Annotated in this window: 12 protein-coding genes; 5 read left to right on the top strand and 7 right to left on the bottom strand. The window is 33.2% G+C overall.

The genetic code is table 11. The annotated features are described in order from the left end of the window. The first annotated feature begins 174 nt into the window (after nt 1–174). The 5 genes from ompA to gyrB all read left to right on the top strand — a co-directional run bounded on the left by ompA (nt 175) and on the right by gyrB (nt 7,496). Nucleotides 175–1,275, top strand: a complete 1,101-nt coding sequence (ompA, locus tag B6C84_RS01075; RefSeq protein WP_086321218.1) for a porin OmpA — start codon at nt 175–177, stop codon at nt 1,273–1,275. 165 nt (nt 1,276–1,440) lie between these two features. Continuing rightward, nucleotides 1,441–2,799 (top strand): chromosomal replication initiator protein DnaA, encoded by a 1,359-nt coding sequence (gene dnaA / locus B6C84_RS01070; protein WP_086321217.1) that lies wholly within the window; start codon nt 1,441–1,443, stop codon nt 2,797–2,799. A gap of 15 nt (nt 2,800–2,814) precedes the next feature. Further along, entirely contained in the window at nt 2,815–3,918 is a 1,104-nt protein-coding gene (dnaN, locus tag B6C84_RS01065) for a DNA polymerase III subunit beta (protein ID WP_034901901.1), read from the top strand. Between the two features lie 53 nt (nt 3,919–3,971). Continuing rightward, nucleotides 3,972–5,042: a DNA replication/repair protein RecF gene (gene recF, locus B6C84_RS01060; RefSeq protein ID WP_065577837.1), complete on the top strand. Its 1,071-nt coding sequence runs from the start codon at nt 3,972–3,974 to the stop codon at nt 5,040–5,042. A gap of 42 nt (nt 5,043–5,084) precedes the next feature. Beyond that, a complete protein-coding gene (gene gyrB / locus B6C84_RS01055; RefSeq protein ID WP_086353776.1) occupies nt 5,085–7,496 on the top strand; it encodes a DNA topoisomerase (ATP-hydrolyzing) subunit B in 2,412 nt (803 codons plus the stop codon). Between the two features lie 136 nt (nt 7,497–7,632). Here gyrB and B6C84_RS01050 read toward each other — a convergent pair whose 3' ends face one another. The 7 genes from B6C84_RS01050 to B6C84_RS01020 all read right to left on the bottom strand — a co-directional run bounded on the left by B6C84_RS01050 (nt 7,633) and on the right by B6C84_RS01020 (nt 15,246). Next, nucleotides 7,633–9,117: a VWA domain-containing protein gene (locus B6C84_RS01050; RefSeq protein WP_086353775.1), complete on the bottom strand. Its 1,485-nt coding sequence runs from the start codon at nt 9,115–9,117 to the stop codon at nt 7,633–7,635. A gap of 62 nt (nt 9,118–9,179) precedes the next feature. Beyond that, nucleotides 9,180–10,547 carry a vWA domain-containing protein gene (locus B6C84_RS01045; RefSeq protein WP_086321215.1) on the bottom strand — a complete coding sequence of 456 codons (1,368 nt, stop codon included), beginning with the start codon at nt 10,545–10,547 and terminating at the stop codon, nt 9,180–9,182. A gap of 7 nt (nt 10,548–10,554) precedes the next feature. Further along, nucleotides 10,555–11,046 carry a hypothetical protein gene (locus B6C84_RS01040; RefSeq protein ID WP_034901911.1) on the bottom strand — a complete coding sequence of 164 codons (492 nt, stop codon included), beginning with the start codon at nt 11,044–11,046 and terminating at the stop codon, nt 10,555–10,557. 2 nt (nt 11,047–11,048) lie between these two features. Continuing rightward, entirely contained in the window at nt 11,049–11,738 is a 690-nt protein-coding gene (locus B6C84_RS01035; RefSeq protein WP_034901913.1) for a coiled-coil domain-containing protein, read from the bottom strand. Nucleotides 11,739–11,740: 2 nt separating this feature from the next. Continuing rightward, nucleotides 11,741–13,345: an SUMF1/EgtB/PvdO family nonheme iron enzyme gene (locus tag B6C84_RS01030; RefSeq protein WP_198215361.1), complete on the bottom strand. Its 1,605-nt coding sequence runs from the start codon at nt 13,343–13,345 to the stop codon at nt 11,741–11,743. Further along, nucleotides 13,302–14,525 (bottom strand): ABC transporter permease, encoded by a 1,224-nt coding sequence (locus B6C84_RS01025; protein WP_086321214.1) that lies wholly within the window; start codon nt 14,523–14,525, stop codon nt 13,302–13,304. The genes B6C84_RS01030 and B6C84_RS01025 overlap by 44 nt, the downstream gene beginning before the upstream one ends. Nucleotides 14,526–14,541: 16 nt before the next feature. After that, a complete protein-coding gene (locus B6C84_RS01020) occupies nt 14,542–15,246 on the bottom strand; it encodes an ABC transporter ATP-binding protein (RefSeq protein ID WP_086321213.1) in 705 nt (234 codons plus the stop codon).

Here is a 15,246-nt window from a genome sequence, read left to right as displayed (position 1 = left end):
TTATTTAATTTTTAAAATGTAGGATTATTCTATCTAGCTTTGCGCAATTTATGTGCTATAATTAAAGCTAGATTATGTGTAACATAATTATTAGTAATATCTATTTATAAGAAGTAAATTTAAACAATAAAATCAAATTAAACAACGTCTATAACAAATAAGTTGAGGCAAAAAATGAAAAAAACGACTCTAGCTCTAGCAATTGCAGTTGCAAGTTTAACCGCTACTGCCGCTAATGCAGCATATGAAGACAACACTTTTTATACAGGTGCTAAATTAGGTTGGTCAGAACTTTATAAATTAGATGCAAAAAAAGTTCGTGCTTTTGATGATGTAAGTATAAAAACATCTAATCGCAGTAATGTTGCTGGCGGTGCATTCTTAGGTTTCCAAGCTAATCCTTACTTAGCATTTGAATTAGGTTATGACTGGTTAGGTTCAGCTAAATACAAAAGATCTTTTCATTATGCAGGTAAAGGATACGATTTAGGAAAAAGTAAAGTTTCTGCTCAAGGCGTTTCTTTAACTGGTAAATTAAGTTATCCATTATCATTTATCTCTGACGATTTAGATATCTATGGTCGTGCAGGTGGAATGGTAACTATCGCTAAATGGAAAAATGGTGGTTTGACTAAAGATCTTTATGGTAAAGGCGGTACAAAAACTGATGTATCACCTGTTTACGCATTAGGTCTTGATTATCGTCTTAACGAAGACTTCTCAACTCGTTTAGAGTATCAATATGTTCAACATATTCATACTAAAACTGATGCATCTCCAGACGCAGGTACTGTTAGCTTAGGTATCACTTACCGTTTAGGTTCACCAGCGGTTGCAGCTCCAGTTGAAATCAAAACTGAAGTAAACCGTTATGTGTTAAATGAAGATGTGTTATTTGCTTATGCAAAAGCTGACTTAAAAGCAGAAGGTCGCCAAGCACTTGATAACTTATTAGCAACTCTTGTTAAAATTAACCCATCTGAAAGTGCTATCGTAGTAATTGGTCACACTGACCGTATTGGTTCTGATAACTACAACCAAAAACTTTCAGAACGTCGTGCTCACACTGTATTAAACTACTTAGTACAAAAAGGTGTACCAGCTGAAATCATCTCTTCACGTGGTATGGGTAAATCACAACCAGTTACTGGTACTAAATGTAATGCACTTCGTGGCGCTGACTTAAAAGCATGTTTAGCACCAGATCGTCGTGTTGAAATTGAAGTTAAAGCACGTAACGTTCAAGAAGTTCAAGTAATTGATCAAACAAAATAATGATTGTTGATTAATGATATCTGTTAAAACCCAGCTTAAAGCTGGGTTTTTTATTTATACCTTTTGTTAATTAATAAATTATATCTTGTTTTTAAGCTATAAATTATCCACAAAAAAGATTATAATTATCGCAATATTGTTAGTATCCTAGTTAAAGGAGTAGCCGTGCCTACTGCAATTTGGCAAGATTGTCTTTCTCAATTACAAGAGGCCCTTCCAACAACAGAATTCAACTTATGGATTCGCCCGTTGCAAGCAGAAATGATTGAGAATAAACTCTATATTTATGCGCCCAATAGATTTGTATTAGATTGGGTCAAAAATAAATATTTAACGACTATTTCACAGCTATTAAATACACTTTTAGGTAATGATTCTTTAAAATTATATCTTGAAGTCGGCTCTACTCTGTCAGTAGAAAAAAAATCTGAAGTTAATCAATCTAAGCCTGATATTGCTCCTGCTTGGAAAACAACCAAAGAAAGCAATAGCAACCACGCATATTATTCAGGAATTAATCATAAACATACATTTAATAGTTTTGTTGAAGGTAAATCTAACCAACTTGCTGTAGCTGCAGCAAAACAAGTCGCTGAAAACCCAGGAAAAGCTTATAACCCATTATTTTTATATGGATCAACTGGGTTAGGTAAAACCCATTTATTACATGCAGTTGGTAATGAAATTATAGCCGGCAAAGCCAATGCCAAAGTGGTTTATATGCACTCAGAACGCTTTGTGCAAGATATGGTAAAAGCACTACAAAATAATGCTATTGAAGAATTCAAAAATTATTATCGTTCGGTTGACGCACTACTTATTGATGATATCCAATTTTTTGCTAATAAAGAACGATCTCAAGAAGAATTTTTTCATACCTTCAACTCATTATTGGAAGGTAATCAACAAATAATCTTAACTTCTGATCGTTATCCTAAAGAAATTAATGGTGTTGAGGATCGTTTAAAATCGAGATTTGGTTGGGGGTTAACCATTGCTATCGAGCCACCTGAGCTTGAAACTCGAGTTGCGATTCTAATGAAAAAAGCGGAAGAAAATAATATAAAACTACCTGAAGAGGTAGCATTTTTCATTGCTAAACGTTTGCGTTCCAACGTGCGTGAATTAGAAGGAGCATTGAATCGTGTGATAGCCAATGCCAATTTTACAGGTAAATCTATCACTATTGATTTTGTAAAAGATGCTTTGAAAGATTTACTTGCCTTGCAAGAAAAATTGATTACTATTGAAAATATTCAAAAAACGGTTGCTGAATATTATAAAATCAAAGTTTCTGATTTATTATCAAAACGTCGCTCTCGTTCAGTTGCAAGACCAAGACAGGTCGCTATGGCTTTAGCAAAAGAGTTGACGAATAAGAGCCTTCCAGAGATTGGAGATGGTTTCGGCGGTAGGGATCACACAACTGTATTACATGCTTGCCGAAAAATTGCCGAATTGAAAGAAGAAAGCAATGATATTAAAGAGGATTATTCCAATTTAATTAGAACATTATCAACTTAAAAAAGAATTAACACTATGAAATTTATTATAGATCGTGAAAAACTTATTAAGCCCTTACAGCTTGTTAGCGCACCGTTAAGCAGTCGCCCTACTTTACCTATTTTAGGTAATTTACTATTACAAGTTATTGATAATACATTATCAATGACCGGAACCGATTTAGAGATTGAGATGATATCTCATCTTCCTTTAACCGAACCTTGTGAGCCAGGGGCAACAACTGTTCCCGCAAGAAAGTTCCTCGATATTTGCCGAAATCTACCAAGTAATGCCCAAATTTCGATAAGCGTTGACGATAACCGATTAATTATTCAGTCTGGACGTAGCAAATTTTCCCTAGCCACATTACCTGCGACAGATTTTCCTAATTTAGAAAATTGGCAAAGTGATGTTGATCTATCCATACCACAAAAGACAATCAAACGACTTATTGATGCAGTCCAATTTTCAATGGCGAATCAAGATGTAAGATATTATTTAAATGGTATGTTATTTGAGATCGAAGATGGATTATTAAAAACCGTTGCGACAGATGGTCATCGTTTAGCTGTGTGTGCTCAACCCGTAGGTCAAAATATCGCGGAATCTTGTTCAGTTATTTTACCTAGAAAAGGGGTAATAGAACTAGCTAAACTGGTTAGTGACAATGATGAGCTAGTAAATATGCAGATTGGCAATAATAATTTACGTGTTAATCTTGGTGATTTTACCTTTACTTCAAAACTTATTGATGGAAGATTTCCTGATTATAAACGAGTGATGCCTCGTAATCCGGACAAACCACTTGAAGTATCATGCGAAGAGCTTAGAAATGCATTATCACGAGTGGCAATTCTTTCAAACGAAAAATTCCGTGGTATAAGATTATATGTACATAACAACCAAATAAAAATCACAGCAAATAATCCTGAACAAGAAGAAGCGGAAGAAGTGATTGATGTAAAATATGAATCACAAGAGCTTGAAATTGGCTTTAATGTGACTTATTTATTAGATATATTAAACACACTAAAATGTGATAGCGTACAATTATTATTAACAGATGCAACATCTAGTGTGCAAATTGAAGATATCAATAATCAATCAGCTACTTATGTTGTTATGCCAATGCGCTTATAATAAATAAATAACTATCTATCAAACTTCCGGTTTCGGCCGGAAATTTTACCAACATGACTCTTTCACAAATCAAAATCCACAATTTTCGAAACATTGATTATGCTGAATTATCATTATCAAATCATTTCAATTATATAGTTGGTGATAATGGTAGTGGAAAAACCAGTCTACTTGAGGCTATTTATATGCTTGGCCATGGCCGAGCATTTAGACATATTCAATCAAATAGAATCATACAACATGAAAAGCCTGAGTTAGTTTTATTTAGCCAAATAGAGTCATCTCAACAAATTCGCACAATAGGATTATCAAAAACACGAAATAATGATAATACGATAAAAATCGATGGTGATGAAGGATTTCGATTAACTGACTTAGCTAAGCTATTACCTATTCAACTTATTACTCCAGAAGGATTTGATTTACTTACTGGTGGTCCAAAATATCGTCGCGCGTTTATAGACTGGGGATGTTTTCACCATTACCCAGAATTTGTATCACTATGGAACAATTTAAAACGATTATTTAAACAAAGAAATGCGTTATTAAAACAATCTTCTAACTATAATCAATTATTACCTTGGGATAAAGAACTAATACCAATTGCCGAAAAAATCAGTCAAATTAGAGCAGATTATAGTCAAAATATATTTCCGCAAATTATAGAAACTTGTCGGAATTTTTTACCTGAGTACCAACTAAATTGCCAATATTATCAAGGTTGGGAATATGGGATGAATTATTCTGATATTTTATATAAACAATTTGAGAGAGATAAATTCATTAATTACACTTCATTAGGCCCACATAAAGCCGATATAAAATTACGTATAGATAACATTCCAGTAGAAGATTTGCTATCTCGTGGACAATTAAAATTACTCATGTGTGCATTACGTTTATCACAAGGTGAATATTTTTCAGAGAAAACTGGACTATCTTGTATTTATTTAATAGATGACTTTACTTCTGAACTGGATCAAAATAAACGTAATCTATTAGCTAAGCGGTTAAAATCAGCTAAATCTCAAGTTTTTATTACTGCGGTTAATCAAGAACAAATTACCCATATGATCGATGAAAATGATAAGATTTTTCACATAAAATCTGGTATAATTTCTTAAATATATAGAATGATATAAATAATTAAACAAGTCGAGAAATCCATGTCTAACTCTTATGATTCTTCAAGCATTAAAGTACTTAAAGGACTTGATGCGGTTCGAAAACGTCCAGGAATGTATATTGGTGATACTGATGATGGTACAGGCCTTCATCATATGGTTTTTGAAGTGGTAGATAATGCCATTGATGAAGCATTAGCGGGTTATTGTCACCATATCGAAGTTACTATTCATCCAGATAATTCTGTTTCAGTACGAGATGATGGCCGAGGAATTCCTACCGGCATCCATGAAGAAGAAGGTATTTCTGCTGCAGAAGTTATTATGACCGTTTTACATGCTGGTGGTAAATTTGATGATAATTCATATAAAGTATCTGGTGGCTTGCATGGTGTTGGTGTCTCGGTTGTAAATGCATTATCAGATAAATTAGAATTAGTTATTTACCGTGAAGGTAAAATCCATAAACAAACTTATCATTTAGGCGTGCCAGAAGAACCACTTAAAGTTATTGGTGAAACAACTGAATCTGGTACTTATGTTCGCTTCTGGCCAAGCCCAGAAACTTTCTCTAATATTGAGTTTGTCTACGATCATTTAGCGAAAAGATTACGTGAATTATCATTTTTAAATTCTGGTGTTTCAATAAAACTTACAGATGAACGAACAAGTAAAAGTGAACACTACCATTATGAAGGTGGTATTCAAGCTTTTGTTGAATATTTAAATAAAAATAAAAATCCAATCCATCCGAAGATTTTTTATTTTAGTACTGAGAAAGACAATATTGGTGTCGAAGTTGCTTTACAATGGAACGACGGCTATCAAGAAAATATCTATTGTTTTACCAATAATATTCCTCAACGTGATGGCGGTACCCACTTGGCTGGTTTTCGTGGAGCAATGACTCGTACACTAAATAACTACATGGAAGCTGAAGGATATAGCAAAAAAGCTAAAATCAGTGCCACTGGTGATGATGCACGTGAAGGACTAATTGCAGTAGTATCAGTAAAAGTGCCAGATCCTAAATTTTCATCACAAACCAAAGATAAATTGGTTTCGTCTGAAGTAAAATCAGCAGTTGAATCAGTGATGGGTGAAAAATTAGCTGAGTATTTACTGGAAAATCCATCGGATGCCAAAATTGTGGTTGGCAAAATTATTGATGCCGCTAGAGCTCGTGAAGCAGCACGAAAAGCACGAGAAATGACACGCCGTAAAGGTGCTTTAGATTTAGGTGGCTTACCAGGTAAACTAGCTGACTGTCAGGAAAAAGACCCCGCATTATCAGAACTTTACTTAGTGGAAGGGGACTCTGCGGGTGGTTCTGCAAAACAAGGGCGTAACCGTAGAAATCAAGCAATTTTACCGTTAAAAGGTAAAATCCTTAATGTTGAAAAAGCCCGTTTTGACAAAATGCTTTCGTCTCAAGAAGTCGCAACTTTAATTACTGCTTTAGGTTGTGGTATTGGTCGTGATGAATATAATCCAGATAAAATGCGTTATCACAGCATTATCATCATGACCGATGCGGATGTGGATGGTTCACATATTAGAACGTTATTGTTAACCTTCTTCTACCGTCAGATGCCTGAAATTATTGAACGAGGTTATGTTTATATCGCACAACCACCACTTTATAAAGTTAAAAAAGGCAAACAAGAACAATATATTAAAGATGATGATGCAATGACTCAATTCCAAATTGCTCTAGCTTTGGAAGATGCATCACTACATGTTAATGATCATGCCCCAGCTTTAGCCGGTGAAGCTTTAGAAAAATTAATTGCTGAATACCAAAAAGTTGAAAAACTAATTACTAAAATGGAACGTCGCTATCCTCGAGCCTTGCTATCAGAATTAGTCTATCAAGAAGTATTAGATGAAGATATTTTAAAAGACCAACAAAAAGCTGAACAGTGGGCAAAATCAATTGTTGAAAAATTATCAAATAAAGAACAACATGGCAGTAGCTACCATTATAGTGCGGATTACAATGAAAAAGCAGAGTTATATATACCTGTAATCAAAGTAAGAACACATGGAGTTGATACCAGTTATGCTTTAGATCAAGTATTTATTCATAGTAATGAATACCGAAATATTTGCCATTTAGGCTCACAATTGAAAGATTTACTGGAAGAAAGTGCATTTATACAACGAGGCGAACGAAAACAACCAGTAAGCTCATTCGAAGAGGCTGTTGATTGGTTAATTCGAGAATCTCGCCGTGGATTAACTATCCAACGTTATAAAGGTTTAGGAGAAATGAACCCCGAACAACTATGGGAAACAACCATGGATCCAACCAGTCGTCGTATGTTGCAAGTAACCATTAAAGATGCAATTGAAGCAGATCAATTGTTTACTACATTAATGGGAGATGAAGTCGAACCTCGTCGACTATTTATTGAGGAAAATGCATTAAAAGCAGCTAATTTAGACTTTTAATAACGATTATTTAATCAATAAAAACCAGACATCCTGTCTGGTTTTTTTACCATTTTTAATAGTTATTTTTATTAAAGATAACTATTGATTAAAATCTAGTTCAAATCATTCGACATTATCAATTTTATTTATCTGTTTACTGGCAAACAGGACGATTAATTTTTAAATCAGATACCGCTTTATTCATCTGTCTAATCATATCTTTAGGACTTTGTGCAATATAAACTTTACCTCGAGTAGCGTTAGCAACACAATCTATTTTATGTTCACCCGCTATATCAACGATATTTATCTTAAGTCGAGGTTTCTGAGCTGCAATATAATTAGCTAGAGTACAAATATTATTCCTTGAGCAGTTATCATCGCCATCACTGATTATAAGGATATAATCATCTCGTTTTACACCATCAAGCATCTGGCTGGCTTTTTGTAACCCGCTATAAAGTGGTGTGCCTCCGCCACCAGCTGCACTTGGTGTTAATCGATTAATTTTACTTTTTAAAGCGCCTCTGCCCGAGTAATTATAAAATGGTGTTGTATCTGCCGCTGGACAACTATTTAATGCCACTAATGCTATATTAATATTTTGTTGAATTTTATCGATACTAGTCAATGCCACTTTTTTACTGGTTGATAAACGAGTCGGTAGTCGAGACATCCGTTTTTCATACGCAATTCTTTCTGATGCAGGCATATAGCTAGGGTAGCCATGGGTTAGATAATTAAAATATTGCTGAACTTGTGAAGGAGGCTCTGCTAATGTTACCGTCATTGATAAAGAATTATCAAAGATCAACGCCATTTTGGATGGATTAGAATTTTTTACCAATTCTTCCTTAGTAATACAATTTGGTGGATTTTTTACTTTTGGCGCTGGTTTAGGTTCTGATTTGCTAACCGACTCTGGTGTTGGGTCAGGTACAACTACAGGTTGTGGCTCTGAAACCTGTGGTTCTGGTTTCAATTCAGGTTTAGGTTTAATGACAAGTTCTGGTTGTTTTGCAAATTCAACGGTTAGTTCAGTTTTTTTCGGTTCAATTGGTTGTGTAATCGCTGGTTCGACGATTGGTTCCACCTTGCTAGTCTTTTTAAAAGGATTAAAAAAGAACCATAACAAACCTAAAATTAATAATAAAAATAAAACTAATATTAAGGTGTACCACCATCGCCAAAAACCTTTTGGCGCGACAATAGGAGGGTCAGGAAATACAATTGGCTCAAAAGTATCAATAATAACTGGTTCATTATTGATCACATAAATTTGATTATTTGGACTTTTAATTCTTGCTAACCATGAAGAAACTAAATTTCTTTGTTGATTATTTAAAGGAATTAATTTTACAGTTGTTTCAATATCATTGATTCGAGTATGTAAAGCATCTTCAATTACTGCTTTTTGCGAGGCGTCATTTATATCATTAAGTGATATAGGTTGACCTTCAAGGTTTGTATACCAAGCAATATATTGGTTATTTTCTATTAATTTTGGTGAAGCAAAAATTGAAAATGTTCTTGCGGTCAAATGAGGTTTAAGTATCGAAAGTAAAGAATTATACTGTTCCAGTGACTGCATCTTGTCTACATTATTATGATCAAAAGCAATACGAGTTATTCTTTGCATCTCTAAACTTATTCCTTGTTACTAAAAAATTAGTATAAAAGCCCATTGGTTAACTAAATATTTTATTTACAAATAGGTTTACTAATATTCATATCTGAAACGGCATTACTCATTTGATTGATAAGCTCGGTTGGATTTTGAGCTATATAAACATTACCGCCAGTGCTTTTTGCTACACAATCTATTTTATGCTGTCCAGCAATATCAACAATATTAATTTTTAAACGAGGTTGTTCTGTAGCTATTTCATTAGCAAGAGTACATATATTACTTTTAGTACAATTATCCTCACCATCACTAATAATTAATATATAATCATCACGATTAATGCCATCAAGCATTTTACTGGCCTGTTTAACACCGCTATATAATGGTGTGGCACTATTATATTCTAATGGCTGCAACCGTTTAATTTTGCTTTTTAATTTTTCTCTATCTTCATAAGGATAGAATGATGTAGTTTGTGCAGCCGGACAACTTGTTAACGTTACAAGTGAAATATCTATATTTTGTTGTATTTTATCAATACTGGTTAATGCCACTTCTTTACTACTTGATAAACGATTAGGTAATCTGGTCATTTTTCTTTCATAAGCTTCAGCTTCTTTTTCTGTCATTGAATAGAAATCGCTTTTTAAATATTTATCAATACTCGCTTGTGATTCCATCAAGGTTAAAGTCATTGAGGCTGAATTATCAAATATCATCACCATTTTAGAAGCAGACTTATTGTTAGTTAATTCTTCTTTAGTTATACAATTCTTAACTTCCGTTACAGGTTCTGTTTTTGGTTCTAAAGCATTGGGTTGTTCAACTACGGGGGTTGATTCAACTTCTTTTTTTTCAGTATTTTGCGAAATTATTGGTAGCGTATCTGATACTTTTTCTTTGCCATAAGGACAAAAAAAGTACCAAACAAGACCAATTAATATAATTAAAAACAGTACAAGCAATAAGAAATACCACCAACGCCAAAATGATTTTGATGTTGGTGGTATTGCTGTAGGTTCAGGTAAAATCGGAGCTTTAAATGAATTAACAATAACAGGGTCATCATTAATTACATAAATGGTATTTCCTGAGTTTTTTATTCTCGGTAACCATGCAGATATTAATGCTTGTTCCTCACTTGTGAATGACATTGATTTGATTACGAGTTCAAGGTCATTAATTCGCGTATTCAGCTTTTTTTCTATCTGCTTTTTATATTCTTCACTTTCAATATCATCAAGTAAAATAGGTTGCCCTTCTAAATTACTATACCAACCAATATATTGATTATTATCAATTATTTTTGGTTGAGCTAAAATCGAAAATGTTCGTTCAGTTAAATTATTTTTTAGCAATGCTAATAAAGAGTTATATTCTTTTAACAAAGAAATCTTATCCGATTCACTCTGATCAAATATAACTCTTGTTATACGTTGCATGGCTAAATTATTTACCTAAATTTAAAGCTTTTTGTAACTGTTGAAGTTTTTTATTTAACTTATCTAATTCAACTTGTTTTTCAAGTTCAGATGAATTGGAATTGTTAACTTTCTTCAACTGTTGCTCAATATCATTAACTTGTGCTTGTAAATCATCACGATTTTTAGCCTTTTGTTTTACTTCACTAGTTAATTGAGTTAATTCTGTTTTTAATTTTTGCAACTGTGTCTGTTTTTGTTTCACACTTAATGAAGTCGAATTTTTTTGTCTTTCAATCGTTGCATAAATTTCTCTGAATTGTGCATTAGCTCGTTTTTCATTCTCTAAAATTTGCTCTTTTTTATCAATACGAGCTTGATAGTTACCTGAATAATTGCAACTAATTTTATCCATAATACCAATGTTAGTATTAGTTGGGTCACATTGTTCTGGCGTTGTCGAACACCCCGTTATAAGTAACAATGGACTAAGTAAAAATATAATAGATATCTTTTTCATAATTAGCTTACCCTTACAGCTGAACGTTGTTGAGTAACAAGATTAATTTGTTTTTCAAGTACCGCAATTTGTTTATGTAACTGATTAATTTCTTTATCAAGTTTTGACACATTTACACCTGATTGTCGTTCTTGTGAAGAAATTGAAACCCAATCATTTTCAACTTTTTTCATGCGTGATAATTTATCTTTCAAATAAGCAATGTTAGCGTCTATTTGAGTCAGATCTTTTTGGGCCTGTGTTTTAGTGACTGATTGAGAATTAATTTGTTTATTTAACGATTTTAATGTTGCCAAGTTTTTATCTAAAACAGCTCTCGCACTTTCAGTTATAGCTTGGACTTCATAGGTATTTTGCTGAACATCTTGAATATAAACATCAAGTCGCATTTCAGCATCAGCATATTCAGCTCGTTTAGTATCAAGATAATAATTGGCCCCCATCATTACCCCACAACCAACAGCGGCTGAAGCAAGGCATGCCCCGGTTTTACCACCCAATAAAACACAACCAATACCACCGATTCCGGCACCTATAGCACAAGACTGCCATGCTGATTTACTAAAAAATTTGGCGCTATTACTTTTGCTTAAAGCTGGATCAACATCTTTTGAACTTGCACCACCTGATGCTTGACAACCTGATAGAATCAAGGAGATACACAAAGTTATTGTTACTATTAATTTATTCATTATTACTTTCCTTTTATTTCATTACACGTCTCAAGCCAATTTGTTCGGTCGATCTTCCCTGATTCAATATATTTATTAATATGTTTGAAATAGAGTTTTAAGTAATCGCTCATATTAGCTTTACCACTATTTTCAAGTATAAATTGCGTAGGTTTAGATTGATTATTAATAATATCCTTATCATAATTTGTTGCAGTATTTACAATAGTATCTGAATAGTATTTTAATATAAAATCACGTGCATTTTTAGACTCATTTAGGACATTATTTAAATCATTTAGTTTCACTTTGGAACACATATTATCTTCATTCAATGTCTCTATTTCATTTGGATCACATACCTCATTAATCATTGTTTCATATAAATTATTATTATATTCAAATTTAGCATTTAAATCGGAAACATTAGCACATAAAAAAGCACCCAATTGTAATGCTGATTGAATAGAGCGATCTCTTTGTTCATCACGAGCTTGATTGGCACTACGTAAAAGAGCATTAAGTTGATTTAATTCTTTTTTAGTTTTTTCATCATCAACTTGCTTGGTAATTTTTTCTAACTCACTAACCACATTATCATCTTTTGAAAGACCCGCTTGGTTACCCAGTTCATTCCATTCTTTGTCGAGTTCTTTTACTAGCTCATTCGACTGTATAACTTCAGTTGTATAAACTAAACGAAATCCAACATCTTTGCTTTTATAAGCACTTTGAACATCATAGTAAGGTTTTTCTATTTTTAACGAAGTAGTTATTGATGCTTCAGGCGTTAAATAACTTCCTCCACGAACAGTAATACCTCCTTGCTGACCATGATAACGATCAAGTTTATTCATCCGAAATGAATCGAACATCATTTCACTCGCATTACCCAAAATATCATAAAGACCAAGCGGATTGGCTTCTAACCGACCAATAAGTTGTAATTTACCATTGGCTGATTTTGCACCAGAAAACCAAGCATAATTTTCTAAACTATTCCCCATAGGAAATTTTGATTCACGAAATTCTGACTCAGTAACTTTAGCACCACCTCTTGCAGCGTATTCCCATTCAGTATTCGTTGGTAAACGAAAATAACCTTTTGGAACATCATTTGATCTATTTTTTGTTTGTTCAATTAACCAACGATTATATTTATCCGTAAAAGCCACGGCATCAAACCAACTGATGTCAGTAATAGGAAAAGCAAGATTCGTTTTAGCTGTTGGGCAATTATCATTCATAACAGATTGATATTGAAGAGCGGTAATTTCATATTTGCCAATAAGATAATATCTTTCGGCACCTCCATCAGAAAAACTACCTGAGATATAATTAGGTGTTGCATACTCAGCGAAACCAAGTTCTTTTTGGTTATTACCTAAAATAATTTTAATATCATCTAATGGTTTACGTGTTGGTGTAAAGACTTTTTTCATTACCAGACTACCTTCACATGGCATAGGTAGAATAACATCATCATTGTCAGGTTTAGGATTATAAAATTTACTATCCCAAGGCTGAGCATATCCAATACTAGGAATAAAACTGAAAGCAATTACCCAAAAAATAGGATTAAACTTACGCTTCACGTAGGCTTTCTGCTGGTTGAATACTAATGGCACCTCGTCCTCCTATCGCAACAACAATGAATGATATCAATAGTGTTAATATAAATGCGATAATAAAATGATAAAATTGTAATTGACTAACAATTGGTTGTGAAACTAAATTTTTACCTAAAACGAGATTAAATGCACAATTTCCTAATAAAAATAGCAAACATGATACGATAAAAGCTAAGCAGCTTAACGTCATTGCCTGCATCAGTAAATAGAACATAACTTGCTTAGATTTAAATCCTATAAGCCTCATGAAAGCAATATCTTTACGTTTTCGCTCTATATTAGATAAAAATGAACCACTAAAAGATAATATACAACCAAAAATTGCCGTAATAGCAATCACACTAAAAATAAAACCTAATACTCGGTCAATGGCTTGCATATTTTCAATCGCACTAGCCTGAGTTCTCGTCTCTATATTTTTTTCACGTAATTTAAATGCTAAAGGAGCAACATCATCAAGTGAATCAGCATAAATTCGCGCTCTTGCAAATGAGTTAGGGTAGGAAGAATCAACTAAACCCGTTCCGGTTGGAAAAATTTTACTTTGATAACCATCATAAAAATGTTCCATTTCAATTAAAAGATCTAAGCTTATAAAACCTGCGGCACGACTATAATACGTTTCAGGAATAATGCCAATAACCTCTAATTCTGTTATCCCTTTTTCCAATTTACCATCTAGTTGTCTGGTGATAACCATCTTTATTCGGCTACCAATTTTTATTTGCATTTTCTCAGCAGCTAAAGAACTCAATAAAATTTGGTCTTTTTTATCAATCAAAGGCATATCTTGAGTTATTGGATCACCTTTTGCGGTTGGAATAATTTCAGCATTATTAACAAAATGACTTGAATCATTAAGCAAATCAGCTTGAGTATTCAAAGAACGAGTAAGCGGAATAACAAACGCCGTTTCAGGTTGCTTTGCAATCCAATCAAACATTTGCTGATTAAGTTGTAAATTACCGACAATTTTTATCTCTAAATTTTGTGGATCATTAAGTAACTGATGGCGTAGCTGAGCGACAACACCATACTTCAAACTAAACAACAGCAATAATGGCGTAATAACAGATATTATAGATGCGATAATACAAAATGATACTTTCTTGTCATACCATAAATCGGCCAATGATAACCGAGTAATAAATCGCCATTTTGATGTTACATTATCCATCTTTTTACACCCTATTTTATAACGGTAAAAATTCTGATGATTGCGTAGAGGATAATTTTGCCGATAAAGTAAACAATCCTTTATTTTCAATCCGTTGCCAATCATGAGTGACAATCAGAGCTGCAATATTATCTTGTTGAGCTTGCTCTATAATTAAATCAAATAGTAAATTAGCATTATAAGGGTCAAGTGCAGAAGTTGGTTCGTCAGCTAACAGTAAAGCAGGTTTATGAATAATCGAGCGTATGAAAGATGCTCGTTGCCTTTCACCTATTGATAACTGTTTAGGATATTTATTTAACAAATGACCAATATTCAATTTATCAATTAAGTAATCAAATCTGGTAGCATCAATATTTTTTTGTAATAACTTCGCTGATAATAAAATATTATCTTTAATATTTAAAAACGGTAATAATCCACCTGTTTGTAACATAAATCCCAAATATTTTGCTCGTATAGTCGCTAATTCATTCACATCATTGCGTTGAATCACATCAGCAATATCGTAATTTTGATTATCAACCATAAGATGATAATGGCTGATTTCATCAGGCTGTAAGATCATACCGATCATTTCGAGTAAAGTACTCTTACCACAGCCACTATCACCTTTAATGACAACAACCTGACCGGCTTTAACCGAAAGTTCTGGTAGGCAAACTTTAAAAAAAGATTTGTCTATCGGCCTAGAAATTACCAAGTTATGAATAGTTAACAT

Origin of the sequence: Gilliamella apis, from assembly GCF_002142155.1 — a bacterium.
GTDB classification, from domain to species: Bacteria; Pseudomonadota; Gammaproteobacteria; order Enterobacterales; family Orbaceae; genus Gilliamella; species Gilliamella apis.
This window is presented reverse-complemented; position numbering and strand designations above follow the sequence as displayed.

Bases quoted from the DNA above. Each gene is read 5' to 3' on its own strand.
- dnaN (WP_034901901.1), top strand. From the start codon at position 2,815: ATGAAATTTATTATAGATCGTGAAAAACTTATTAAGCCCTTACAGCTT.
- B6C84_RS01020 (WP_086321213.1), bottom strand. From the start codon at position 15,246: ATGTTAACTATTCATAACTTGGTAATTTCTAGGCCGATAGACAAATCT.
- B6C84_RS01040 (WP_034901911.1), bottom strand. From the start codon at position 11,046: ATGAAAAAGATATCTATTATATTTTTACTTAGTCCATTGTTACTTATA.
- recF (WP_065577837.1), top strand. From the start codon at position 3,972: ATGACTCTTTCACAAATCAAAATCCACAATTTTCGAAACATTGATTAT.
- ompA (WP_086321218.1), top strand. From the start codon at position 175: ATGAAAAAAACGACTCTAGCTCTAGCAATTGCAGTTGCAAGTTTAACC.
- gyrB (WP_086353776.1), top strand. From the start codon at position 5,085: ATGTCTAACTCTTATGATTCTTCAAGCATTAAAGTACTTAAAGGACTT.
- B6C84_RS01045 (WP_086321215.1), bottom strand. From the start codon at position 10,547: ATGCAACGTATAACAAGAGTTATATTTGATCAGAGTGAATCGGATAAG.
- B6C84_RS01025 (WP_086321214.1), bottom strand. From the start codon at position 14,525: ATGGATAATGTAACATCAAAATGGCGATTTATTACTCGGTTATCATTG.
- B6C84_RS01050 (WP_086353775.1), bottom strand. From the start codon at position 9,117: ATGCAAAGAATAACTCGTATTGCTTTTGATCATAATAATGTAGACAAG.
- B6C84_RS01035 (WP_034901913.1), bottom strand. From the start codon at position 11,738: ATGAATAAATTAATAGTAACAATAACTTTGTGTATCTCCTTGATTCTA.